General features: G+C 72.5%; 23 protein-coding genes. 13 read left to right on the top strand and 10 right to left on the bottom strand.

Annotated features, from left to right (window positions below; translation table 11 throughout):
- Positions 1-41 precede the first annotated feature (41 nt).
- The 6 genes from Q5694_RS25735 to Q5694_RS25710 all read left to right on the top strand — a co-directional run bounded on the left by Q5694_RS25735 (position 42) and on the right by Q5694_RS25710 (position 5,251).
- Positions 42-890 carry a helix-turn-helix domain-containing protein gene (locus Q5694_RS25735; RefSeq protein WP_333935726.1) on the top strand — a complete coding sequence of 283 codons (849 nt, stop codon included), beginning with the start codon at positions 42-44 and terminating at the stop codon, positions 888-890.
- Between the two features lie 93 nt (positions 891-983).
- A complete protein-coding gene (rimO, locus tag Q5694_RS25730) occupies positions 984-2,486 on the top strand; it encodes a 30S ribosomal protein S12 methylthiotransferase RimO (protein WP_333935725.1) in 1,503 nt (500 codons plus the stop codon).
- Between the two features lie 368 nt (positions 2,487-2,854).
- Positions 2,855-3,532 carry a CDP-diacylglycerol--glycerol-3-phosphate 3-phosphatidyltransferase gene (gene pgsA, locus Q5694_RS25725; RefSeq protein WP_443040939.1) on the top strand — a complete coding sequence of 226 codons (678 nt, stop codon included), beginning with the start codon at positions 2,855-2,857 and terminating at the stop codon, positions 3,530-3,532.
- A complete protein-coding gene (locus Q5694_RS25720) occupies positions 3,529-4,074 on the top strand; it encodes a CinA family protein (RefSeq protein WP_333935723.1) in 546 nt (181 codons plus the stop codon). The genes pgsA and Q5694_RS25720 overlap by 4 nt, the downstream gene beginning before the upstream one ends.
- 109 nt (positions 4,075-4,183) lie before the next feature.
- Entirely contained in the window at positions 4,184-4,564 is a 381-nt protein-coding gene (locus tag Q5694_RS25715; protein ID WP_003993396.1) for a helix-turn-helix domain-containing protein, read from the top strand.
- Between the two features lie 216 nt (positions 4,565-4,780).
- A complete protein-coding gene (locus tag Q5694_RS25710; RefSeq protein WP_333935721.1) occupies positions 4,781-5,251 on the top strand; it encodes a Dps family protein in 471 nt (156 codons plus the stop codon).
- A gap of 742 nt (positions 5,252-5,993) precedes the next feature.
- Here Q5694_RS25710 and Q5694_RS25700 read toward each other — a convergent pair.
- Positions 5,994-6,824: an Fpg/Nei family DNA glycosylase gene (locus Q5694_RS25700; protein WP_333935719.1), complete on the bottom strand. Its 831-nt coding sequence runs from the start codon at positions 6,822-6,824 to the stop codon at positions 5,994-5,996.
- A 28-nt stretch (positions 6,825-6,852) separates the two neighbouring features.
- The gene (locus Q5694_RS25695) at positions 6,853-11,781 is read right to left on the bottom strand and encodes an ATP-dependent helicase (RefSeq protein ID WP_333935718.1); all 4,929 of its coding nucleotides are present in this window, start codon (positions 11,779-11,781) and stop codon (positions 6,853-6,855) included.
- 89 nt (positions 11,782-11,870) lie between these two features.
- On the opposite strand from Q5694_RS25695, the gene Q5694_RS25690 reads away from it, so the two are divergent.
- Genes Q5694_RS25690 through Q5694_RS25680 form a run of 3 tightly spaced genes read left to right on the top strand, consistent with a single transcriptional unit; the run spans position 11,871 to position 13,791 of the window.
- Positions 11,871-12,701 carry an AraC family transcriptional regulator gene (locus Q5694_RS25690; RefSeq protein ID WP_443040938.1) on the top strand — a complete coding sequence of 277 codons (831 nt, stop codon included), beginning with the start codon at positions 11,871-11,873 and terminating at the stop codon, positions 12,699-12,701.
- A gap of 23 nt (positions 12,702-12,724) precedes the next feature.
- On the top strand, positions 12,725-13,486 hold the full coding sequence (locus Q5694_RS25685) for an AzlC family ABC transporter permease (protein WP_333935717.1): 762 nt from the start codon (positions 12,725-12,727) through the stop codon (positions 13,484-13,486).
- Positions 13,483-13,791 (top strand): AzlD domain-containing protein, encoded by a 309-nt coding sequence (locus Q5694_RS25680; protein WP_333935716.1) that lies wholly within the window; start codon positions 13,483-13,485, stop codon positions 13,789-13,791. The genes Q5694_RS25685 and Q5694_RS25680 overlap by 4 nt, the downstream gene beginning before the upstream one ends.
- Here the strand turns inward: Q5694_RS25680 and Q5694_RS25675 are convergent, their stop codons facing one another.
- A complete protein-coding gene (locus Q5694_RS25675; protein ID WP_333935715.1) occupies positions 13,792-14,736 on the bottom strand; it encodes a hypothetical protein in 945 nt (314 codons plus the stop codon).
- Between the two features lie 79 nt (positions 14,737-14,815).
- Here Q5694_RS25675 and Q5694_RS25670 point away from each other — a divergent pair, with 79 nt between their 5' ends.
- The 4 genes from Q5694_RS25670 (at position 14,816) to recX (ending at position 18,675) form a co-directional block, all read left to right on the top strand.
- The gene (locus tag Q5694_RS25670; RefSeq protein WP_333935714.1) at positions 14,816-15,010 is read left to right on the top strand and encodes a DUF3046 domain-containing protein; all 195 of its coding nucleotides are present in this window, start codon (positions 14,816-14,818) and stop codon (positions 15,008-15,010) included.
- Between the two features lie 146 nt (positions 15,011-15,156).
- A complete protein-coding gene (locus Q5694_RS25665) occupies positions 15,157-16,428 on the top strand; it encodes an AI-2E family transporter (RefSeq protein WP_333935713.1) in 1,272 nt (423 codons plus the stop codon).
- A 315-nt stretch (positions 16,429-16,743) separates the two neighbouring features.
- Positions 16,744-17,868, top strand: coding sequence for a recombinase RecA (recA, locus tag Q5694_RS25660; protein ID WP_333935712.1), 1,125 nt, complete (start codon positions 16,744-16,746; stop codon positions 17,866-17,868).
- 3 nt (positions 17,869-17,871) lie between these two features.
- On the top strand, positions 17,872-18,675 hold the full coding sequence (recX, locus tag Q5694_RS25655) for a recombination regulator RecX (RefSeq protein ID WP_333935710.1): 804 nt from the start codon (positions 17,872-17,874) through the stop codon (positions 18,673-18,675).
- Positions 18,676-18,947: 272 nt separating this feature from the next.
- Here recX and Q5694_RS25650 read toward each other — a convergent pair whose 3' ends face one another.
- From Q5694_RS25650 to Q5694_RS25620, 7 genes are all read right to left on the bottom strand, one after another.
- Entirely contained in the window at positions 18,948-19,361 is a 414-nt protein-coding gene (locus Q5694_RS25650) for a rhodanese-like domain-containing protein (protein WP_443040937.1), read from the bottom strand.
- Positions 19,358-19,897, bottom strand: coding sequence for a cysteine dioxygenase (locus Q5694_RS25645; protein ID WP_333935709.1), 540 nt, complete (start codon positions 19,895-19,897; stop codon positions 19,358-19,360). The genes Q5694_RS25650 and Q5694_RS25645 overlap by 4 nt, the downstream gene beginning before the upstream one ends.
- A gap of 99 nt (positions 19,898-19,996) precedes the next feature.
- Positions 19,997-20,068, bottom strand: a complete 72-nt coding sequence (locus Q5694_RS25640) for a putative leader peptide (protein WP_309544753.1) — start codon at positions 20,066-20,068, stop codon at positions 19,997-19,999.
- Positions 20,069-20,177: 109 nt separating this feature from the next.
- The gene (locus tag Q5694_RS25635; RefSeq protein ID WP_333935736.1) at positions 20,178-21,785 is read right to left on the bottom strand and encodes an FAD-dependent monooxygenase; all 1,608 of its coding nucleotides are present in this window, start codon (positions 21,783-21,785) and stop codon (positions 20,178-20,180) included.
- Between the two features lie 174 nt (positions 21,786-21,959).
- Entirely contained in the window at positions 21,960-22,856 is an 897-nt protein-coding gene (locus Q5694_RS25630) for an amino acid ABC transporter permease (protein ID WP_333935708.1), read from the bottom strand.
- Positions 22,853-23,518, bottom strand: coding sequence for an amino acid ABC transporter permease (locus Q5694_RS25625; RefSeq protein WP_333935707.1), 666 nt, complete (start codon positions 23,516-23,518; stop codon positions 22,853-22,855). The genes Q5694_RS25630 and Q5694_RS25625 overlap by 4 nt, the downstream gene beginning before the upstream one ends.
- Before the next feature lie 75 nt (positions 23,519-23,593).
- Positions 23,594-24,433, bottom strand: coding sequence for a glutamate ABC transporter substrate-binding protein (locus tag Q5694_RS25620; RefSeq protein WP_333935706.1), 840 nt, complete (start codon positions 24,431-24,433; stop codon positions 23,594-23,596).
- Positions 24,434-24,515: the final 82 nt, after the last annotated feature.

The following is a 24,515-nucleotide window of genomic DNA, read 5'->3' as shown; positions in this document are numbered from 1 at the left end:
AACCTCCAGCACAGGCGGCTACACGCTCGAAAGGCGCCCCCGTGTCCATCGGCAACTCACCTGAAGACGAGCGTCCGTTCGAAGACGACAGCGTCGCAGCAGACCACGAGGAAGCCCGCCCCTCCATCGGCCACGCCCTGCGGCAGGCCCGTATCGCCGCCGGGCTGACTGTCGACGACGTCAGTAGCGCCACCCGGGTCCGCATGAACATCGTGCACGCGATCGAGGCGGACGACTTCTCGCCCTGCGGCGGGGACGTCTACGCACGCGGGCACATCAGGACCCTGGCCAAGGCCGTCCACCTCGACCCGGAGCCCCTGCTCGCCCAGTACGGCGAGGAGTACGGCGGGCGTCCCGCGCCGACCCCGGCGGCTCCCCTCTTCGAGGCGGAGCGCATCCGCCCGGAGCGGCGGGGACCCAACTGGACCGCGGCCATGGTCGCCGCCATCGTCGCCGTGATCGGCTTCGTCGGTTTCACCATGTTCCAGGGCGGCGACGACGGCGGCAACGAGGCGAGCGTGGCCGAGGGCTCCACGCCCGGCGACTCCGCCTCCCCGACCACCAAGACCAAGAAGCCCGCCGCACCCGAGCCCGAGCCGTCCGACAGCGCCATCGCCGCCGCGCCGCAGGACAAGGTCACCGTCCGGGTGGCCGCCGCCGACGGCCGCAGCTGGATCGCGGCCAGGGACCACAACGGCCGGATGCTCTTCGACGGCGTCCTCAAGCAGGGCGACACCAAGACCTTCCAGGACAGCACCAAGGTCCACCTCGTCCTCGGCGACGCCGGCGCGATCGACCTCTTCGTCAACGGAAAGAAGATCGAAGAGGACTTCCAGCCCGGCTCCGTCGAACGCCTGACCTACACGAAGGGCGACCCCGAGGCCGGGTGACCCGCCCGGTAAGCGCACTTCACACGGGGTTGGCCGGGAAACGGCCAACCCCGTCGACGTGGGGCGTCGGCGGGACGAAGTAGTCTTGAGCCCATGCCTGAACGCCGTACCGTCGCACTCGTCACCCTTGGCTGCGCCCGTAACGAGGTGGACTCGGAGGAGCTCGCAGGCCGTTTGGAGGCGGACGGCTGGCAGCTCGTCGAGGACGCCGAGGAAGCCGACGTCGCCGTCGTGAACACCTGCGGCTTCGTCGAAGCCGCCAAGAAGGACTCCGTCGACGCCCTCCTCGAGGCCAACGACCTCAAGGGACACGGCAGAACCCAGGCCGTCGTGGCGGTGGGCTGCATGGCCGAGCGGTACGGCAAGGAACTCGCCGAGGCCCTCCCCGAGGCCGACGGCGTGCTCGGCTTCGACGACTACGCGAACATCTCCGACCGGCTCCAGACCATCCTCAACGGCGGCATCCACGCCTCGCACACCCCGCGCGACCGGCGCAAGCTGCTGCCGATCAGCCCCGCCCGGCGCCAGGACTCGGCCGCCGAGGTCGCGCTGCCCGGGCACGGTCCCGCCGCGCCCGCCGTCGCACCCGCCGACCTCCCGGAGGGCCTCGCTCCGGCCTCCGGCCCCCGGGCGCCGCTGCGCCGCCGGCTGGACGGCTCCCCGGTGGCCTCCGTGAAGCTCGCCTCGGGCTGTGACCGCCGCTGCTCCTTCTGCGCGATCCCGTCCTTCCGCGGCTCCTTCATCTCCCGCCGCCCCTCGGACGTGCTGAACGAGACGCGCTGGCTGGCCGAGCAGGGCGTCAAGGAGGTCATGCTGGTCTCCGAGAACAACACCTCCTACGGCAAGGACCTGGGCGACATCCGCCTGCTGGAGTCCCTCCTGCCCGAGCTGGCCGAGGTCGACGGCATCGAGCGTGTCCGCGTCAGCTACCTCCAGCCGGCCGAGATGCGGCCCGGCCTGATCGACGTGCTGACCTCCACGCCGAAGGTCGCGCCCTACTTCGACCTGTCCTTCCAGCACTCCGCGCCCGGCGTGCTGCGCGCGATGCGCCGCTTCGGCGACACCGACCGCTTCCTGGAACTCCTCGACACCATCCGCGGCAAGGCGCCCGAGGCGGGTGTGCGCTCCAACTTCATCGTCGGCTTCCCCGGCGAGAGCGAGGCGGACCTCGCCGAGCTGGAGCGGTTCCTGAACGGCGCGAGGCTGGACGCCATCGGCGTCTTCGGCTACTCCGACGAGGAGGGCACCGAGGCCGCGACCTACGACGGCAAGCTCGACCAGGACGTCGTCGACGAGCGGCTGGCCCGCGTCTCGCGGCTCGCCGAGGAACTCGTCTCGCAGCGCGCCGAGGAGCGCGTCGGCCAGACCGTGCACGTCCTCGTCGAGTCCGTGGACGACGAGGAGGGCGTGTACGGGCGCGCGGAGCACCAGGCGCCCGAGACGGACGGCCAGGTGCTGCTCACGAGCGGCGCGGGCCTGAGCATCGGCCGTATGGTCGAGGCGAAGGTGGTCGGCACGGAAGGTGTCGACCTGGTGGCCGAGCCGCTGCAGGGCTCGTTCGCATCGCCTGCGTGGAGTGAGGAGGCGGGCAGATGACCGGTGTCCCGGCATCCGCGGCGGGTGGTGCCTCCGGCGCGAGGAGGGCCGCGGCCGGTGCGGCGTCCCCGGCCGGCACGGTGTCCCCGGCCCCCGCGGCCTCGGGGACGGTTCCCGGGGCGGTGGCGGGACGTGCGGCGGCCCCGTCGGCCGAGGGCGGATCGTCCGGGGCCGGGCCCGGAGCGCCCGGCGAGGCGGAGCGGGGCGGTGCCGCCGGCGCGGCGCCGGGCAGCGGTGACGCGGTCGCCGGGCCTGCCGGGGACGGCAGGACCGTCGCCGGCGGCGGTGCCGGCGGCAGCGGTCCGGTGGCCGGCGGCGGCGCGGTGAGCGGTGCCCGTGGCGGCGGTGCGGTCGCCGGTGACGGCGGCCTGCTGCTCGGTGAGGGCGACGGCGTCGAGGACCGGGGCGGCGACGGCAGGCCCCCGCGGGGAGCGAAGCTGGCGGCGGCGGCCGTCAACCAGGCCAGCGTCTGGAACATCGCCAACCTGCTGACCATGCTCCGGCTGGTCCTGGTACCGGCCTTCGTCGCGCTGATGCTCGCCGACGGCGGATACGACCCGGCCTGGCGTTCGCTGGCCTGGGCGGCCTTCGCCATCGCCATGATCACCGACCTTTTCGACGGCCATCTCGCCCGCACGTACAACCTCGTCACGGACTTCGGGAAGATCGCCGACCCCATCGCCGACAAGGCGATCATGGGAGCGGCGCTGATCTGTCTGTCCGCGCTCGGCGATCTGCCCTGGTGGGTCACCGGCGTCATCCTCGGCCGGGAACTCGGCATCACCCTGCTGCGGTTCCTCGTCATCCGCTACGGCGTCATCCCCGCGAGCCGCGGCGGGAAGCTGAAGACCCTCACGCAGGGAGTGGCCGTCGGGATGTACGTGCTGGCGCTGACGGGATGGCTGGCCACCCTGAGGTGGTGGGTGATGGCCGCGGCGGTTGTGCTGACCGTGGTGACCGGGCTCGACTACGTGAAACAGGCCATTGTGCTGCGCCGGCGGGGAATCGCCGAGCGGAAGGCCGCGTTGGAGGAGAAGGAAGCGTGAGTTCCACGGCCACCGACGTGGTGCGACTACTCACGGTGAAGGGTGGGACGCTCGCTGTCGCGGAGTCGCTGACCGGTGGCCTCGTGGCGGCGGAGATCACCTCGGTCCCCGGGGCGTCCAAGGTCTTCAGAGGCTCGGTGACCGCCTACGCCACCGACCTCAAGCGCCGGCTGCTCGGCGTCGACGCCACTCTGCTGGCGGCACAGGGAGCGGTGGATCCGCAGGTCGCGGCCCAGATGGCGGCCGGCGTGCGCGCTGCGCTGGGCGCGGACTGGGGCATCGCGACCACCGGTGTGGCGGGCCCGGAGCCGCAGGACGGCCGGCCCGTGGGGACGGTTTTCATCGCCGTGGACGGGCCCTTCGGACCGCATTCCGGTTCCGCCCGCGGCGGAAAAGTGGAGGGTCTGCGGTTGAACGGCGACCGCGAGGAAATTCGTAGAGAGAGTGTACGGAGCGTACTCGCACTGCTCCTGAAGGAGCTTGCGGACGAACAGACCGGGAATGAGCGGGCACAGGATACGGAACGGAACGGGGGGTTTTGATGTTTGCAGCCCTGAGTGAACACGACATCGCTCCCCGCACGGCCGCGGCGCGAGGCGGTACGGTGGGGCGTAATGGATGCGGCTACGCGGTCCGAGGAGGGAGCCACCGATGATTCTGCTCCGTCGCCTGCTGGGTGACGTGCTGCGTCGGCAGCGCCAGCGCCAGGGCCGTACTCTGCGCGAAGTCTCCTCGTCCGCCCGAGTCTCACTCGGCTATCTCTCCGAGGTGGAGCGGGGGCAGAAGGAGGCTTCCTCCGAGCTGCTCTCCGCCATCTGCGACGCGCTGGACGTACGGATGTCCGAGCTCATGCGGGAAGTGAGCGACGAGCTCGCCCTCGCCGAGCTGGCCCAGTCTGCTGCGGCCACCCCCAGCGAGCCTGTGCCCACACCGGTCCGACCGATGCTGGGTTCCGTTTCGGTGACCGGTGTGCCACCGGAACGGGTGACCATCAAGGCGCCTGCCGAGGCGGTGGACGTCGTCGCCGCGTGAGGCTCGACGCTCACCCGGCATGAACGAGGCCCCGGGCGGGCTTCTCCGGAGAACCGGAGGGGCACCGGTCCGGGGTTTTCGCTTGCCCGGCGGAGGGTGAGCTCCTCGGCGCTCGGCCCAGCCAGCGGTTCGATGTCCGGCTTGCGTGCGTTTGCCGGTGGGGCGCGGGGCGGTCATCGTGGGAGGGACGGCGGGGGGCAGTTCCCGGAGGTGCGGATGTACGTCGTGAAGAGCCCATTGTCGGACGCGAACCTGAAGACCGTGTCCGAGGCGCTGCAGGGCGCCCTGGTCGATCTGGTGGATCTCGCCCTCGTGGCGAAGCAGATCCACTGGAACGTGGTGGGACCGCGCTTCCGTTCCGTCCACCTCCAGCTCGACGAGGTCGTCGACACCGCCCGCACCTACTCCGACACCGTGGCCGAGCGGGCCGCGGCGCTGGGGATCTCGCCCGACGGACGGGCGGCGACCGTTGCCGTCGGCAGCGGCATCGGTGTCACCCCGGAGGGCTGGGTCGACGACACCGCCGCCGTGGGGACGCTGGTCGAGGCACTGGGTGCGGTGATCACGCGGATGCGGGAGCGGATCGAGACGACCGGCGAGCCCGATCCCGTGAGCCAGGACATCTTCATCGGCATCACGGCGGCCCTGGAGAAGCATCACTGGATGTTCCAGGCCGAGAACGGGTGAGCCGGCCGGGCGCCACGGTGGACGGCGGGCCGGGTGGCCGGTCGGGCCGGGCGGGCCAGGAGGACCTTGCGGGACTGGCGCGGCGGGCGGGCCTGAGCGGGGCTGGCGGGCCTGTAGGGCCGTGCCGGGCCGGGGCCGGTGGGCGATGCGAAGCCCGGGGGGTCAGGTGGGGCCGCGGGGTGCGCGCCGCCCGGCTGGACGGGGTGTGCGGCGCGTCCATACGTCCGTGGAGTGTCCTGCCCGCCGTCCGAACTGGTTGCGGCTCCAGCCGCCCGGCCTCGGGGCGGGGGTGGGGGGCATGGCGGGCATAGTGCGCTGGGGGGTGCGCGGGACCGTGCTCGGCTTCGGTGTCGTGTGGTGGTGGGCGGCCCTGCGGTTGATGACGGACTCGGGGGCGGGGCTGCTGGAGGCGGCGGTCGCGGCCGGGGGGTGGGGGCTGAGCGTGCTTCCGGTGCACTGCGTGCCGAAACGGCGGGCGACGGGGGCGGTGGCCGCGGGGCGTTGGCGGAGCCTGTGGGGCTCGCCGCGTCGGGGGGCGGATACGGGCAGGGGATGAGCTGTCGCCGTCGCTGTGGGCCGCGTGTCCTGGCGAGGCGTCGGCTCGAGGGCCCGGGCCCTTCGAGGCGTTGTGCGGCTGAGCACGAGCCGGCTCACGGCTTCGGGGCTCTGGGGCGCTGCGGTGTGGAAGCCGCGTGGCATCGGGGAAGGTGTCCGGTGCGCCGTCACATGGCCCAGTGGGCCGTCACACGGCTCGGCTGCGCCGGTAGGCCGCGGAGACCGTCGGCGACGGTCCCGGCTGGCAGGTGGGGCACCAGTACGTGGGGCGCTCCCGGGAGCCGTCGCCCTGGTCGGCGAGCCGGATCGGGGTGCCGCAGCGCAGGCAGGGGCGGCGGGCCCGGCCGTAGACGTAGAGGTCCTGCCCGCGGCGGCCCGTGGTGATGCGGACCGGGCGGTCGCGGTTGACCTCCAGCAGCTTCTTGGCCAGCTCCGGCAGGTGTGCCGCCCGGTCGGCGGGCAGGTCCCCCGCCGGGAGCCAGGGCGTGACGCCGAGGAGGAAGCACAGCTCGCACTTGTAGACATTGCCGATGCCGGCGAGGTTGCGCTGGTCGAGCAGGGCCTCGCCGAGAGGGCGTGCCGGGTCCTGCAGGACGTTGGCGAGGGCGCGGTCCGGGTCCCAGTCAGGGCCCAGCAGGTCGGGGCCGAGGTGGCCCACCGCACGCGACTCGTCGGAGGTGCGCAGCAGTTCCAGGACGGGGAGGCGGTAGCCGACGGCGGTGCGTTCGGTGGTGCCGAGGATCGCGCGGATCTGGTGTCCCGGCCCGCCGGTCCAGCGCTTGCCGTTGTCGTAGATCTTCCAGGCGCCGTCCATCCTCAGGTGGGAGTGCAGGGTCAGGCCGCCCTCGATGCGGGTGAGGAGGTGCTTGCCGCGAGGGGTGACGTCCAGGACCGTGCGGCCGGTGAGGTCGGCCGTGGCGAAGCGGGGCACCCGCAGGTCGCTGCGGATCAGCACCCTGCCCGCGAGGGCGTCGTCCAGCCGCCTCGCGGCCTGCCAGACCGTGTCACCTTCGGGCATGGTTCAAGAGTCGCACGCCGGCGGGGGATCAAACCCTCAGGCGCAGACCGCGGGGCGTCGCGATGAAGCCCGCTCCTTCCAGCAGGGTGCCGATGGGGGAGGTGAGGGCCTGGGCGCCGTTGACGCGTTCCACGGTGACCGTGCCGAGGGAGCCCGCCCGGGCGGCCGCGGCGAGCGCCTCGGCCGCGGTGCGCAGACGGGGATCGTCCGTGGGCGTGCCGTCCGGGTCGGCGGCCCAGGCGAGCAGGGTCTTGCCGCCGCGCTCCATGTAGAGCGTCAGGTCGCCGTCGACGAGCACCACCAGGGAGCCGGCCTTGCGGCCGGGCTTGTGCCCGGCGCCGGCCGGCGGCTCGGGCCAGGGCAGGGCGGCGCCGTACGCGTTCGCCGGGTCGGCGGCGGCCAGCACGACGGCTCTGGACGCTTCGGGGCGGTCGCGGCGCGCCGAGTACCCGGAACCGTACGGATTCCCTCCGCCGTTCTGCCAGGGCGGGGTGTCCTGGGCCGGGTGGTCGCGGGGGGACACCCACTCGTCCCGGGCACGGCGGGACCCGAAGGGGGCGGCGGAGGAGTCGGGGCCCGGGAAGCCGTCGGAACCCGGGTGCTCGATGTGGTCGCCGACGGGGCGGGCGGCGGGGTCGTCCGGGCCGGCGAGGTCGTGGGCGGCGAACTCGTCCAGGCCGGTCCCCGCGGGCGGGCCGGGCAGGCTCTCGCCCCGGTCGCGGGCGTTGGACACCGCGCGCAGCCGGTCCACGGCGCCGTCCATCGCGAACTGCGCCGCGCCGAGCCCCTCCACCACATAACCGCGGCGGGCCTGGCCGCTCTCCTCGAAGACCGACAGGACGCGGTACGTCGCCGAGAAACCGCCCTCGACGCCCTCCGCGGAGACCGCGCCGCGGGTCACCACGCCGTGCCGGTCGAGCAGGGTGCGGGCGAGGGCGTGGGCCCGGACGGTCGGGTCCGGCTCGTGGGTGGGCAGCAGGGACCAGCGCCCCGCCACCGTCGGCGGACCGGAGCGGGACGCCGTACGGGCGGCGGCCGTCAGGGAGCCGTAGCGGCCGCGGGGGACGGCGCGCTTGGCGCGGTGGGCCGTGGATCCGGCGGTGCGACCGGAGCCGAGCAGGGAGCGCAGGGGAGTGAGCGTGTCGTTGGTCAGGCGGCCCGACCAGGCCAGGTCCCACAGCGCGTCGGCGAGTTGCTGGTCGCCGGCCTCCGGGTGGGTGGTGGCCCGGACCTGGTCGGCGATCTGCCGGAAGAACAGGCCGTAGCCGCCGGAGAGGGTGTCCAGGACGGACTGGTGCAGCGCGGTCAGCTCCAGGGGGTGCGGGGGCGGCAGGAGCAGTGGCGCCGCGTCCGCGAGGTAGAGGGAGACCCAGCCGTCCTTGCCGGGCAGGGAGCCGGCCCCGGCCCAGACGATCTCCCCGGCGGCGGTCAGCTCGTCCAGCATGGCCGGTGTGTAGTTCACGACGCGGGACGGCAGGACGAGCTTCTCCAGGGCGGACGCCGGCACGGACGCGCCCTGCAACTGCTCGACGGCGCGCACCAGTCCGTCGATGCCGCGCAGGGCGTGCCCCTTGCCGATGTGCTGCCACTGGGGCAGGAACTGGGCGAGCGCGGCCGGCGGGACCGGCTCCAGCTCGTGGCGCAGGGCGGCCAGGGAGCGGCGGCGAAGGCGGCGCAGCACGGCGGCGTCGCACCACTCCTGGCCGATGCCGGCCGGATGGAACTCGCCCTGGACGACCCGGCCCGCCGCGGCGAGCCGCTGCAGGGCGCCCTCGGTGACGGCCACGCCCAGGCCGAAGCGGGCCGCTGCCGTGGCGGAGGTGAACGGGCCGTGGGTGCGCGCGTAGCGGGCGAGGAGGTCGCCCAGGGGGTCCTTGACGGGCTCGGTGAAGGCTTCCGGGACGCCGACGGGCAGGGCGGTGCCCAGGGCGTCGCGCAGACGGCCCGCGTCCTCGATGCCCGCCCAGTGGTCGGCTCCGGCGATCCTGACGCGGATGACCCGGCGTGCCCCGGCCAGTTCCTGCGCCCACCGGGGGTCGGCGCCCCGTTCGGCGAGTTCCGCGTCCGTGAGCGGACCCAGCATCCGGAGCAGGTCCGCGACGCCCTCGGCATCCTTGACCCGGCGGTCCTCGGTGAGCCACTGCAGCTCGCGCTCCAGCTCGGTCAGGACCTCCGCGTCGAGCAGCTCGCGCAGCTCCGCCTGGCCCAGCAGCTCGGCCAGCAGTCGCGAGTCCAGCGACAGGGCGGCGGCCCGGCGCTCGGCGAGCGGGGAGTCGCCCTCGTAGAGGAACTGGGCGACGTAACCGAACAGCAGGGAGCGGGCGAAGGGGGAGGGCTCGGGGGTGGTCACCTCGACGAGGCGGACCTTGCGGGACTCCAGGTCTCCCATCAGCTCGACGAGTCCGGGCACGTCGAAGACGTCCTGCAGGCACTCGCGGACCGCTTCCAGGACGATCGGGAAGGAGCCGAACTCGCTCGCCACCTGCAGCAGCTGTGAGGCGCGCTGCCGCTGCTGCCACAGGGGGGTGCGCTTGCCCGGGTTGCGGCGCGGCAGCAGCAGCGCGCGGGCGGCGCACTCGCGGAACCGGGAGGCGAAGAGGGCCGAGCTGCCCACCTGGTCGGTGACGACCTGGTCGACCTCGCCCTTGTCGAAGACGACGTCGGCGGCGCCCACGGGTGCCTGTTCGGCGTCGTACTCCCGGCCCGCCGTCCTCACCGGGTCCTGGTCGAGCAGGTCCAGGCCCATCAGGTCGGCGTCCGGCAGGCGCAGCACGATGCCGTCGTCGGCGTGCATGACCTGGGCGTCCATGCCGTAGCGCTCGGACAGCTTGGCGCCGAGCGCGAGCGCCCAGGGCGCGTGCACCTGCGCGCCGAACGGGGAGTGCACCACCACCCGCCAGTCGCCGAGCTCGTCGCGGAACCGCTCCACGACGATCGTCCGGTCGTCCGGGATGTGCCCGCAGGCCTCCCGCTGCTCGGCCAGGTACGACAGCACGTTGCCGGCCGCCCAGGCGTCCAGTCCGGCGGCGAGCAGGCGCAGCCGCGCGTCCTCCTCGGACAGCGAGCCCACCTCGCGCAGGAACGCGCCCACCGCCCGGCCCAGCTCCAGCGGGCGGCCCAGCTGGTCGCCCTTCCAGAAGGGCAGCCGGCCCGGGACACCGGGGGCGGGGGAGACCAGGACCCGGTCGCGGGTGATGTCCTCGATGCGCCAGGAGCTGGTGCCCAGCGTGAAGACGTCACCGACGCGGGACTCGTAGACCATCTCCTCGTCGAGCTCCCCGACCCGGCCGCCGCCCTTCTTGGGGTCGGCGCCCGCGAGGAAGACGCCGAACAGGCCGCGGTCGGGGATCGTGCCGCCGGAGGTGACGGCCAGGCGCTGGGCACCGGGGCGGCCGGTGATCTCGCCGGTGACGCGGTCCCACACCACGCGCGGACGCAGCTCGGCGAAGGCGTCGGACGGGTAGCGGCCGGCGAGCATGTCGAGGACCGCGGTGAACGCGGACTCGGGCAGCGAGGCGAAGGGGGCGGCCCGGCGGACGGCGGCGAGGAGGTCGTTGAACTGCCAGGTGTCCAGGGACGTCATGGCGACGATCTGCTGGGCGAGGACGTCCAGCGGGTTGGCGGGCACCCTGAGGGACTCGATGGCGCCGGTGCGCATGCGTTCGGTGACCACGGCCGCCTGGACCAGGTCGCCGCGGTACTTGGGGAAGACGACCCCGGTGGAGACCGCGCCCACCTGGTGACCCGCGCGGCCCACGCGCTGCAGGCCGGAGGCGACCGAGGGCGGTGACTCGACCTGCACCACGAGGTCGACCGCGCCCATGTCGATGCCCAGTTCGAGGCTGGACGTGGCCACCACCGCGGGAAGACGGCCCGCCTTGAGGTCCTCCTCGACCAGGGCGCGCTGCTCCTTGGAGACCGAGCCGTGGTGGGCCCGGGCGATGACCTGCGGTGCGCCCTGGGCGGCGCCCGAGCCGCCCATGAGCGCGGCGGGGGAGTGGTGCTCCTCCAGCGGCTCACCCGTGGCCCGCTCGTAGGCGATCTCGTTCAGGCGGTTGCACAGGCGCTCCGCGAGGCGGCGGGAGTTCGCGAAGACGATCGTGGAGCGGTGGGACTGGACGAGGTCGGTGATCCGCTCCTCCACGTGCGGCCAGATCGAGGGCCGCTCGGCCCCCTCCTGGCCGTCGGCCACCGGGGAGCCGCCCAGCTCGCCCAGGTCCTCGACCGGGACCACCACGGACAGGTCGAACTCCTTGCCCGACGCGGGCTGGACGATCTCCACCTTGCGGCGGGGCGAGAGGAAGCGGGCCACCTCGTCGACCGGGCGGACCGTCGCCGACAGGCCGATGCGCCGGGCGGGCCTGGGCAGGAGCTCGTCCAGCCGCTCCAGGGAGAGCGCGAGGTGGGCGCCGCGCTTGGTGCCGGCGACCGCGTGCACCTCGTCCAGGATCACCGTCTCGACTCCGGCCAGTGCGTCGCGGGTGGCCGACGTCAGCATCAGGAACAGCGACTCCGGCGTCGTGATCAGGATGTCCGGCGGGCGGGTCGACAGGGCGCGGCGCTCGGCGGGCGGGGTGTCACCCGAGCGGATGCCGACCTTCACCTCGGGCTCGGGCAGGCCCAGGCGCACGGACTCCTGACGGATGCCGGTCAGGGGGCTGCGGAGGTTGCGCTCGACGTCCACGGCCAGCGCCTTCAGGGGCGAGACGTACAGCACGCGGCAGCGCTTCCTGGGATCGGCCGGAGGAGGCGTCGAGGCCAGTTGGTCCAGGGCCGCGAGGAAGGCGGCCAGCGTCTTGCCGGAACCGGTGGGGGCGACGACCAGCACGTCCGAGCCCTCGTGGATGGCCTGCCACGCCCCGGCCTGGGCCGTGGTGGGCGCGGAGAAGGCGCCTGTGAACCAGGCGCGGGTGGCGGGGGAGAAGCCGTCCAGGGGTCCGGGTGCTGTGCTGGGCATGCGTCCATCGTGCACCCCGCCACTGACATCCGGGCGGACGGCGATCAGCGGGACCGGGCGTCGCCTTCCGGCAGCCGGACAATGGCCGTATGAACGAGCGCGCGCGGCACTGGCAGTACGACGAGCTGCCCGGGGTCGACCTGCTGCGGGCCCGGTACGTCCGGAAGACCTTCGTGCGGCACACCCACGAGAACTTCGTGATCGCCGCCATCGCGGACGGGGTGGAGGTCTTCCACCACGGCAGCGGCGACCAGTACGCGGGCGCCGGGGCACTCGCGCTGGTCAACCCGGACACGCCGCACACCGGGCGGGCAGGGGTGCCCGAGGGCTGGCGGTACGGGGCGGTGTACCCCTCGCCCGAGGTGGTCGCGCAGATCGCCGCCGAGACCACGTCACTGCGGGGTGCGCCCGGGTTCGTCAGCCCGGTGGTGGACGACCCGTACGCGGTGGGGCTGGTGCACCAGGTGCTGCGGGCGGCCGACGAGGACAACGCGCTCGCCGCTGACACCCTGCTGCGGGTCGCCGTGACCAGGCTGCTGCGGCTGAACGGGGGACCCGTGCCGCAGCGGCGGGTGCGTACCGCCGGGGCCCGCATGGCGGCACGCGCGCGTGGGGTGCTGGAGGAGCGCATGGCCCGGCCGCCGAGCCTGGAGCGGCTGGCCGCCGATCTCGGAACCAGCCCGTTCGCCCTGCTGCGGGCCTTCCGGGACACCTACGGGATGCCGCCGCACACCTGGCTCACCGACGCGCGCGTGCGCCGGGCCCGGAGCCTGCTGGACCTGGGGACGGCGCCCTCGGAGGTCGCCGTGGCCGTGGGCTTCACCGACCAGCCGCACCTGAACCGGCACTTCAGCCGTATCGTCGGCGTGCCTCCGGGGGCGTACCAGCGGGAGCGCAAGAACGTACAAGACCCGCCCTAGCCCTCGGCCGTAGCGTGTGGGGCGTGGTGGATCGAACGACTCTCGAAGACACAAGGACAGACGGGAAGGCGGCGGACCGGGCCGTCGTACGGGACGCGCTGGGCGTCGGGGTGGCCGTCGGGCTCTCGGGGTTCGCCTTCGGGGTGACCTCGGCCGGCAGCGGACTCACCCTGGCGCAGACCTGCGCGCTCAGCCTCCTGGTGTTCACCGGGGCCTCGCAGTTCGCCCTGGTGGGTGCCCTCGCGGCCGGCGGCGCCCCGTTCACGGCCGCTGCCGGGGCCTTCTTCCTCGGCGTGCGCAACGCCTTCTACGGCCTGCGCCTGTCACAGGTTCTGGCCCTCCCGCGCGCGGTGCGGCCGTTCGCCGCCCAGTGGGTGATCGACGAGACGGCAGCGGTCGCGCTCGCCCAGCCCACGCGGCGCGGAGCCCGCCTGGGGTTCCTGGTGACGGGCCTGACCCTGTACGTCCTGTGGAACCTCACCACGCTGCTCGGCGCCCTCGGCGCCGAGGCCATCGGGGACACCGACGCGTGGGGGCTGGACGCGGCGGGACCGGCGGTGTTCCTCGCGCTGCTCGCCCCGATGCTCAGGAGCGGCGCCGAGCGTGCCGTCGCCGCACTCGCGGTCCTCCTCGGCCTCGGGCTGCTGCCCGTGCTGCCCGCCGGCGTCCCGGTCCTGCTGGCCGCCCTGGCGGCGCCCACCGTGCTGTGGGCGGAGGGTCGCCGCAAGGGGCGGGGGCCCGGCGGGGAACAGGGCCGTGACGGGGGTCAGGGGTCGGCGCTGTGAACGTCTGGATCGCCATCGGCGTGACCGTCCTCGGGTGCTACGCCGTCAAGCTGGCCGGGCTCCTGGTGCCCGCCCACGCCCTGGAGCGGCCCGTCGTCAAGCGGCTCGCCGCCCTGCTGCCCGTCGCGCTGCTCGCCGCCCTCACGGCCCAGCAGACCTTCGCCGAGGGGCAGGCACTGGTCCTGGACGCCCGGGCCGCCGGGCTCGGCGCCGCCGCCGTCGCGCTGGTGCTGCGCGCTCCGTTCCTGCTCGTCGTCGCGGCGGCCGTGGTGGTCACCGCGGGCGTGCGGGCCCTGGGCGCCTGATCAGCCGAGGGGGCGGCCGTACGCGGCGAGTGTGCGCAGCGCCTCGATCGTCACCATGGAACGGGCTTCCAGGGCGGGAGCGGGCGCCCAGCGCCGCCACCGCACCGGCCAGCCGCCGTCGTCCTGCTGCTGGGCCGCGAGGTGGTCCAGTGAGCGCTCCATCTCCTCGTCGGTGAACCACGCGCGCGCGAGCGAGCGCGGACTGCGCGCGTAGTCGTACGCGAAGTGGTGCTCCCCCGGCGCGTAGCCGGGGGAGACCGGGTACGCGTCCGGGTCCGCCGGGTCGAGGGCCGCCAGCCGGTGTTCGCGCACCAGCCGGCCCAGCCGGACGGCGGCCGCCTCCGCGCGCGGGCGGTCGGGAACGGAGTCCAGGAAGGCCACGGCGGCCTCGATCTCGTAGGGGTGCGACTTCTCCAGGGACTCCACCGCCTGCCAGCAGAAGTCCGTGGCCCTGAAGAGCCACGCGTGCCACACCTCGTTGCGGTGTAGGAGACCGACCACCGGCCCGGTCGCCAGGAGATCGCCGGGCGGATCGTCCACGACCGTGACGAAGGGCGCCGCCGGGTAGCCCTGCTGACTCGGGTGAACCGCCGGGAGCGCGCCGTCCGGGGTGGAGACGGACGTCAGGTAGCGGCACAGGCGTTCCACGCGCTGTCCGGCGCAGTGCCCGACGGCGTCCAGGACGTGCAGCGCGTGGGCCGTGTGCAGCGGCTGGCTGACCGGGCCGCGCAGATCCGGCTCCAGTGCGTGGCCGTACCCGCCGTCCTCGTTGCGGTAGGCCTCCAGCGCCGCCACCACCGGTTCGGCGGGAGCGCGGCGGAAGTGGTGGGCGAAGAGGCGCTGCTCGAGCACGCGCGCGGTGAGCCAGACGAACCGCTCCGCGCGCGCGAGGGGGCTGTTCGGCGGGACGGTCGGGGCGAGTGCGGAAGCTCCTGTAGCGGCCATGGGACGACCGTAGGGCGGAAAGCGGTGCGGGGTGGCGGTCCCGGCTCGGGCCCACCCGCAGGGGCGGGATACTGGAGTCATGCGGTTGACGGTCTTCTGGCAGCGGATGGCGGAGCACTTCGGTTCCGGCTACGCCGACACCTTCGCGCGCGACCACGTGATGGCGGAGCTCGGCGGGCGCACGGTGAACGAGGCACTGGACGCCGGCTGGGACGCCAAGGACGTGTGGCAGGTGGTCTGCACGGTGATGGACGTGCCACGGGAGCGGCGCTGACCTGCTGTGCGGTGACCGCGGGGACCGGCTCGGCCGACGTCCCGGGAAGCTCACCGGTATCGGCGGCCCGCCGGTGAGACGGCCTGCCGGGCACGAAGATCGAAGGCGGGCGGACGGCTGCCGGTGGCGTGTACGAGACTTGGTCCGTGGCACCCACTGACGAGTCCGGGCAGGCAGCCCTCAAGTCCTCCGCGTCCGGTACGACGCCGCCGCCCGACCAGGCCCCGGCCGCGGCCGGGCCGGACGGCCGCATGCCCCGCTGGCTGCCGCGCGCCCTGGTGCTCGCTCTCGCGCTCGTCGCCGCGTTCCAGCTCGGCAGCTGGGCCTTCCACCAGCTCACCGGGCTGTTGATCAACGTCCTCATCGCGTTCTTCCTGGCGCTCGCCATCGAGCCCGCGGTCGGCTGGATGGCCGCGCGCGGCATGCGCAGGGGGTTCGCGGCGTTCGTCGTCTTCATCGGCGTGCTGATCGTGGCGGCCGGCTTCGTCACGTTGCTCGGATCCATGCTCGCCGGCCAGATCATCAAGATGGTCGAGGGGTTCCCCGACTACCTGGACTCCGTCATCAACTGGGTCAACGCCCACTTCAAGACCGACCTGAAGCGCGTCGACATCCAGGAGGGCCTGCTGCGCTCCGACTGGCTGCGCAACTACGTGCAGAACAGCGCCACGGGTGTCCTGGACGTCTCCGCCCAGGTCATCGGGGGCCTCTTCCAGCTGCTGACGGTCGCGCTCTTCTCGTTCTACTTCGCGGCCGACGGCCCGCGGCTGCGTCGCACCATCTGCTCCGTGCTGCCGCCCGCCCGCCAGGCCGAGGTGCTGCGCGCCTGGGAGATCGCCGTCAACAAGACCGGCGGTTACATCTACTCACGCGGTCTGATGGCCCTGGTCTCCGGCCTGGCGCACTTCGTGCTGCTCCAGGCCCTGGACGTGCCCTACGCACCCGTGCTGGCCGTGTGGGTGGGCCTGGTGTCGCAGTTCATCCCCACCATCGGCACGTATCTCGCGGGCGCCCTGCCCATGCTGATCGCGTTCACGGTGGACCCCTGGTACGCGCTGTGGGTGCTGATCTTCGTCGTGGTCTACCAGCAGTTCGAGAACTACGTGCTGCAGCCCAAGCTCACGTCCAAGACCGTCGACATCCACCCCGCTGTCGCCTTCGGCTCGGTCATCGCCGGCACGGCCCTCCTCGGCGCGGTCGGCGCCCTGATCGCCATCCCCGCCATCGCCACCCTGCAGGCCTTCCTGGGCGCGTACGTGAAGCGCTACGACGTCACGGACGACCCGCGGGTGCAGGGGCACCGCCGGCGGGGGGAGGGGCCGGGCCTGCTCACGCGCGCCAGGGGACTGTGGGGGACGCGGCGCGGCGCGGGGACGCAACGGCGCGGCGAGGGGGGCTCCGGAGGGAGTTCCTCCTGACGCTCGGGAGGAGGCTCCCCCCGACGTTCCGGCCTCGGGCGCACCCTCGGTCCGGCGCGGCGGTACGCGCGGCCGTCCCGGCGCGGCACCGGTGAGCACGGCACGCGGGTGCCGCGTGGTGCGCTTGACACCAAAATCGAACATCCATTCTCATGGGGTGCACCGGCGGGCTCAACGACGGGCGATTCGACGTAGTTTGGGTGGAGAAGTGCCCGAGTTATCCACAGGCCGGACGTGCGTCAGGGCGCGTTGTCAGTGGCAGGCGTTAGCGTCTTTGACGTGAAGCGATCGACTCAAGCAAATCGGGTGGAACCCATGGCAGGAACCGACCGCGAGAAGGCGCTGGATGCCGCTCTCGCACAGATTGAACGGCAATTCGGCAAGGGCGCGGTCATGCGCATGGGCGAGCGGTCCAAGGAGCCCATCGAGGTCATCTCGACCGGGTCCACCGCCCTGGACGTGGCTCTCGGCGTGGGCGGTCTCCCGCGCGGCCGCGTCGTGGAGATCTACGGACCGGAGTCCTCCGGTAAGACCACCCTGACCCTGCACGCGGTGGCGAACGCGCAGAAGGCCGGCGGCCAGGTCGCCTTCGTCGACGCGGAGCACGCCCTCGACCCCGAGTACGCGAAGAAGCTCGGCGTCGACATCGACAACCTCATCCTCTCCCAGCCCGACAACGGCGAGCAGGCCCTGGAGATCGTGGACATGCTGGTCCGCTCCGGTGCTCTCGACCTCATCGTCATCGACTCCGTCGCCGCGCTCGTACCGCGTGCGGAGATCGAGGGCGAGATGGGCGACAGCCACGTCGGTCTGCAGGCCCGGCTCATGAGCCAGGCCCTGCGGAAGATCACCAGCGCGCTCAACCAGTCGAAGACCACCGCCATCTTCATCAACCAGCTCCGCGAGAAGATCGGCGTGATGTTCGGCTCCCCGGAGACCACGACCGGTGGCCGCGCGCTGAAGTTCTACGCCTCGGTGCGCATCGACATCCGCCGCATCGAGACCCTGAAGGACGGCACCGAGGCGGTCGGCAACCGCACCCGCTGCAAGGTCGTCAAGAACAAGGTCGCGCCGCCCTTCAAGCAGGCCGAGTTCGACATCCTCTACGGCCAGGGCATCAGCCGCGAGGGCGGCCTGATCGACATGGGCGTGGAGCACGGCTTCGTGCGCAAGGCCGGCGCCTGGTACACGTACGAGGGCGACCAGCTCGGCCAGGGCAAGGAGAACGCCCGTAACTTCCTGAAGGACAACCCCGACCTGGCCAACGAGATCGAGAAGAAGATCAAGGAGAAGCTGGGCGTCGGAGTGCGTCCCGAGGAGCCGGCCGCCGAGCCGGGCACGGACGCGGCGGCCGCCGCACCGGCCGACGAGACCCCGGCTGTCCCCGCTCCGGCAGCGGCCAAGAGCAGCAAGTCCAAGGCCGCCGCAGCCAAGAGCTGACCCGTGACACGACGAACCGACTGGGCGGAGTACGAGTACGCCGCCTCCGGTGTCCCCCGGGGGAGGGGCACCGCAGGCGACACCGGCTCGGCCGGGGAAGCGGAACACGGGTACGGGAACGCGCCGTTCGGGGACGACGAGGCGCACGGGGGCGGCTCAACGGAGAGCGGCTCTCCTCGGGGTGACTCGCGTGACGGCGGGCCGCGCGGCCGGCGAGGGCGTCGCCGGCGCGGTTTCGGCGAGACGGCCGGTACCGAGGACGGAGGCGCCCTCTCCTCGTCGAGGGCGGAGCAGGAGGCGCCTCCGGCGGACCCGGTGGAGCAGGCTCGGGCGATCTGCCTGCGCCTGCTCACCGGGACCCCGCGTACCCGCAAGCAGCTCGCCGACGCCCTGCGCAAGCGGCAGATCCCGGACGACGCGGCCGAGGAGGTGCTGTCGCGGTTCGAAGAAGCCGGCCTCATCAACGACAGCGCCTTCGCGGACGCCTGGGTCGAGTCCCGTCACCACGGCAGAGGCCTGGCCCGGCGTGCCCTCGCCCGGGAGCTGCGGACCAAGGGTGTCGACGCGACCCTCATCGAGGAGGCCGTCTCCCAGCTCGACTCGGACCAGGAGGAGGCGACGGCCCGTGAGCTGGTCGCCCGCAAACTCCGTTCCACCCGGGGCCTCGACCGTGACAAGCGGCTCCGCCGTCTCGCGGGCATGCTCGCCCGCAAGGGCTACCCCGAGGGCATGGCCCTGAGGGTGGTCCGGCAGGCGCTGGAGGAGGAGGGGGAGGACACGGAGTTCCTGGGGGACGAGGGGTACTGAGCCCGGGCCGCGGGTGCGCAGCAGGCGGTGCCGGACGGGCGCTGCCGCTCGGCTCCACGCGCCGTGCCCTTCAACGCCGAGCCGGCCGCCGGAGCGCGCGAACTGCACCCAGGCCCTGTACCCGACCGACCTGATCGACGCCCGTCGGCGATGTGCGGCAGCGGCTCAGCGGTCCGCGGGGCCGAGCACCCGCTCCGCGCCGGCCCCGCCGCCCTCACAAGTCCAGCCTGGTGGGTGCAAGACGCCACAGAAGGCTCGGTCAGGAAGGCGGGTCACTCCACCGGAAGCCCGGCGTCCTTCCAGGCCTGGAAACCGCCGACCAGATCCGTGGCCCGGTGCAGACCCAGCTGGTGCAGGGAATGGGCCGCCAGGCTGGAGGCGTACCCCTCGTTGCAGAAGACGACGACGCGCAGGGCGTGACTCGTCGCCTCGGGGAGACGGTGGGAGCCCTGTGGATCGAGCCGCCACTCCAGTTCGTTGCGCTCCACGACGACGGCGCCCGGGACGTATCCGTCCCGCTCGCGCAGGGCCGCGTAGCGGATGTCCACCAGCAGCGCGTCGCCGGCCCGGGCGGCCTCGTAGGCCTGCTGCGGATCGATCCGCGCGTACCCCGCCCGCACCCGCTCCAGGAACTCGTCGATCCCCACCGGCGGCTGTGAGCCGCTCGCACCGTCGGCGGCACTCACTGCCAGTCCTCCGGTCGTTCGACCTGCTCGAGTCGCAGCACGGGGCCGCTTCGACTGTAGCGGCGGATCCGCGGCAGGGGCGGGTAGTAGGCGTGCACGGAGATCGCGTGCCGGTCGGTGGACTCGTTCAGCACCTCGTGCACATGGTGCCGGCCGAAGGCGCGGCCCTGGCCGGTGCCGAGCCGGCGCTCCCGGTCCACGCCCTCGCTGAGCTCGAGGGTCTTCCAGCCGTCGGTGGGCAGCCGGGCGGCGAGCGAGTTCTCCTTGAGCTCGCCGGCCGCGGTGAGGAAGGCGCCGACGGAGTCGGCGTGGTCGTGCCAGCCGGTGCCCGTGCCCGGCGGCCAGCCGATCAGCCAGGCCTCGCTGCCGCCGGGGCCGTCCAGCCGGACCCACGTACGGCCCTCCGGGTCGAGCGGCAGGGAGGAGATCAGTTCGCTGTCGGCGGCGGTCCGCCGGACGAAGTCGTAGAGGTCCGCCTGGGTGGGAGCCGAACCGGAGGTGGAGACGGAAGGGGACGCGGAAGGGGATACAGACACGGGTGCCGTCCTGGAAGTCCTGGAGGGTTCGCGAAGAGGGCGCGGCAGCCGGCGCGAAGGGGCCGCGGCGCGCGCTCAGGGGGAGGGAAGGGTGCGAAGTCAGCAGGACGGACGACACACGCAGCCCGCATAGCGGACGAGGTCCATATGGACCCTCCGCCACAGGCGCACACAGGTGTCGGTCACGCACCGGAGTACACCACGGCCGCCCAAGCCGGTCAACTCACTGTCACCATGCGGACGCACGGTGACAGTGAGCACGTCGGACGTGGTGCCGGAGTCAGGACACCCCGGCGGAGGCACCGGCTCCGGCCTGCGCCTTCACCGGCCCGCCCACGGCGGCCTCCGCCGCTGCGTACAGGTCGTCGGGGCGTACCCCGCTCAGCGCGGTGACGAGGTGCCCGTCGGGACGCACCAGCAGGACCGTGTGGGCGGCCGCGCCCGGATAGCTCTCCGCGACCAGCAGCTCGGCGGGGTGCGGCAGGGCGGCCACGGCCGCCGCGAGCCGGGGCATGAGGCCGGCCCTGGCCCAGTGCTTGCGTTCCCACACGCCCGTGCCCGGCGCGATCAGCACCACGAGCAGCGCGCCCCGGCCCAGCCGGTCCCGCAGCCGCACGAAGGTGCCGTCCTCCGCGGTGACCCGCACGTCGGTGACGGGCGCCCCGGGCGCTGTGTCGACCGGCGTGTCGCCCTCCAGAGGCCCCGGCGCCAGCGGCGAGTCGGCGTACGTCCCCGGCGCACCCAGCTGGCCGTGCCCCAGATGCCCGTCCGTGAGGAGGGTGTCGTGGCCCTTGGAGGAGCCGGGCACGTAGGAACGCAGGCCTCCGCCGCCCCGCAACACCGGCAGCGCCTGGTCGGCGGCGCGCAGCCGGGCGGCGACGACCGCCCTGCGCTCGCTCTGGTAGCTGTCCAGGAGCGCCTCGTGCGGACCGTGGTGCCAGGCCAGCGCCAGCTTCCAGGCGAGGTTGTCGGCGTCGCGCAGCCCCTCGTCGAGACCGTGCGTGCCCAGTGCACCCAGCAGGTGGGCCGCGTCCCCGGCGAGGAAGACGCGGTCGGCGCGCCAGCGCCGGGCCAGGCGGTGGTGGACCGTGTGGACCCCGGTGTCCAGCAGCTCGTACGCCGGGACCGTGCCGCCCGACCAGCCGGCCAGGGTCTCGCGGATGCGGGTCAGCAGCAGCTCGGGGGTGACCAGGTCCTTGCCGGGGGGCAGCAGCCAGTCCAGACGCCAGACGCCGTCGGGAAGCGGGCGGGCGCTGACCTCGCCGGCCGAGGGGCCGGACGTGCGCCAGGGCGGCGTGCGGTGCAGCAACGCCTCGTCGTGCCAGGGCAGTTCCGTGCGCAGCGCGGCGACGGCGTGACGTTCCACCGCGGTACGGCCCGGGAAACGGATGTCCTGGAGTTTGCGCACGGTCGAGCGGGGGCCGTCGCAGCCGACGAGGTAACTGCCCCGCCACCAGGTGCCCTTGGGGCCGCGGGTGTGGGCGGTGACGCCGGAGGGTTCCTGCTCCAGGGCGTCGAGCCGGCTCTCCACCGCGACCTTGACGAGCCGTTCGCCCGCGAGGGCCTCGCGCAGGGCGCCGGTCAGCACGTGCTGGGCGATGTGCAGGGGGGAGGGCTCGGTGTCGTCGAAGACGACCTCGCGCATCACCTGCTTGCGCCGCATCGACCGCCATCCGGCCCAATGCGCGCCGAGGCCGGCCAGGGGGACACCGGAGAGCCGCTCCACCAGGGCGGCGGCGTCCTCACGCAGAACGACGGTCCGCGCGGCACGGGGTTCGTCCTTGCCCGGCCCCTCGTCGAGGACCACGCAGGGCACTTCCTGGCGGGCCAGCGCCAGGGCGAGCGTGAGCCCGACGGGCCCCGCCCCGACGACGATCACCGGATCCACGACGCGGCGCCCCCTGCCCGTGGTGTTGTCCTGGAAGACGTAGGCGAACACGAAGGTGGAGCAGGGTGCACGATCACAGAACGTATGCAACCTATTGCGGGTGCTTGCGTCAAGTGACCAGGGGCAGTGGCGATCATGCCACTGCCCCTGGACGGTCACACGGTTGACCGAGTGTCAGACGGTGCCTCCCGCGCCGGTTCCCGTGGTCCCGGCGATCTCGGCGTCGTTCGCACCCACGACCGCACCCGTCGACTTCTTGGCCCGCCGCAGCCTGCGCTCCAGCCAGCTCGCGAAAGTCGTCAGCGCGAAGTTCAAGGCGATGAAGATGACGGCGACGACCGTGAAACTGGCGATGACATTGGCGCCGTAGTAGCCGCTCATCGTGTTCGCCGAGGACAGCAGCTCGGAATAGGTGAGGACAGCGCCACCGAGTGCGGTGTCCTTCACGATGACGACGAGCTGACTGACGATCGCCGGGAGCATCGCCGTGACCGCCTGCGGCAGCAGGATCAGGCGCATCAGCTGGTTCTTGCGCAGACCGATGGCCATCGCGGCCTCGGACTGGCCCTTCGGCAGAGCCAGGATGCCCGCCCGGACGATCTCGGCGAGCACGGAGGCGTTGTAGAGCACCAGGCCGGTGACGACGGCGTACAGCGGACGGTCGTCAGAGGTGACGTTGGTGTACTCGGCGAACAACGCCAGGCCGAAGATCATCAGGACCAGGACGGGGATGGACCGGAAGAACTCGACCACGACCGCGGCCGGGATCCGGACCCAGGCGTGATCCGACAAACGGGCGATACCGAGAACGGCCCCGAGCGGCAGAGCGATGATCACGGCCAGGACGGCAGCCTTCAGGGTGTTCTGCAGACCCGGCCAGATGTACGTGGACCAGGCCTCGGTGCCCGAGAAGAACGGCTCCCACAGTGCCCATTCGAGCTGACCCTTGTCCTTGAGGGTCTGGAACACCCACCACAGCAGCGCTGCCATAGCGGCCAGGAAGACCACCGTGAGGACGACGTTGCGCCGCTTCGCCCGCGGGCCCTGGGCGTCATAGAGAATCGAGCTCATCGCTTCACCGCCACCTTCTTGCCCACCCAGCCGAGGATCAGGCCGGTCGGCAGCGTCAAGACCACGAAACCGAACGCGATGACCGCAGAGATCAGCAGCAGCTGCGCCTCGTTCTCGATCATCTCCTTCATCAGCACCGCTGCCTCGGCGACACCGATGGCGGCGGCCACCGTGGTGTTCTTGATGAGGGCGATCAGCACGTTGGCCAGCGGGACGACGGAGGACCGGAAGGCTTGTGGCAGTACGACCAGCCCGAGCACCTGGCGGAAGTTCAGGCCGATCGCGCGAGCCGCCTCGGCCTGCCCGACCGGCACCGTGTTGATTCCCGACCGTAGCGCTTCACACACGAAGGAAGAGGTGTAGAAGATCAGGCCGAGAACTGCGAGCCGGAAGTTGATCGTCTCGACGTCATTCGCGCCGAGGGAGACCCCCAGTGTCTGGTTCAGGCCCAGCGACGTGAACAGGATGATGACGGTCAACGGGATGTTCCGCACGATGTTCACGTACGCGGTCCCGAAGCCGCGCATCAGCGGCACGGGGCCGACGCGCATGGCAGCCAGCAGAGTGCCCCAGATGAGAGAGCCGACCGCGGACAGCACAGCGAGCTGCACCGTCGTCCAGAAGGCTCCCAGCAGGTCGTAATCCTCAAGAAAGTCGAACACGATCTCCCGCGCTTCCGCGTATAGGGATGCCCCGGTGCGCCGCCCCGGAAGGCGGCGCACCCGTCAGGCTTTGCCTCAGCTCTTGATGTCGCCGATCTTCGGCGCGGGCTCGTTCTTGTAGTTGGCCGGACCGAGGTTCTTGTCCACGGCCTTCTGCCAGGAGCCGTCGGCCACCATGGCCTCGAGAGCCTTGTTGATGTCGGCCTTCAGGTCGCTGCCCTTCTTGACGCCGATGCCGTAGTTCTCGTTCGTCAGCTTGAAGCCACCGAGCTTGAACTTGCCTTTGAACTGCGACTGGGCGGCGTAACCGGCGAGGATCGAGTCGTCGGTGGTCAGCGCGTCCACGGCACCGTTCTGCAGACCGGGCAGACAGGCGGAGTACGTCGGGTACGGCTGGAGCTGAGCCTTGGGAGCCAGCTTGGCCTTCACGTTCTGCGCGGACGTGGAGCCGGTGACCGAGCAGAGCTTGGCGTTGTTCAGGTCCTTGGGCGACTTGATCTTGTTGTCATCGGCCCGGACCAGCACGTCCTGGTGCGCCAGCAGGTAAGGACCGGCGAAGTCGACCTTCTCCTGGCGCTCCGGAGTGATCGAGTAGGTCGCGGCGATGAAGTCGACGTCACCGCGCTGGAGCATGGTCTCGCGGTCGGCGCTCTTCGCTTCCTTCCACTCGATCTGGTCCTCGCTGTATCCGAGCTTCTTCGCCACGTAGGTGGCGACGTCGACGTCGAAGCCGGCGTAGCCCTGCGGCGTCTTCTGGCCGAGACCGGGCTGGTCGAACTTGATACCGACCGTGATCGTCTTGCCACCGCCGGAACCGGAGTCGCCGCCGTCCTTGTCGTCACCGCCGCACGCGGTGGCGGTCAGGGCGAGAGCGAAGACGGTGGCCGAGACGGCGGTGACCTTGCGGAGCTTCATGATGAACATCCTTTGACTGGTGAAGAGATGCGAACCCTCGAGCTCAAGGGGTGGGCGGCACGGTCGCGTCGGACACGGCCCC

The organism is Streptomyces sp. AHA2 (genome assembly GCF_036857595.1).
Lineage (GTDB): Bacteria > Actinomycetota > Actinomycetes > Streptomycetales > Streptomycetaceae > Streptomyces.
This window is presented reverse-complemented; position numbering and strand designations above follow the sequence as displayed.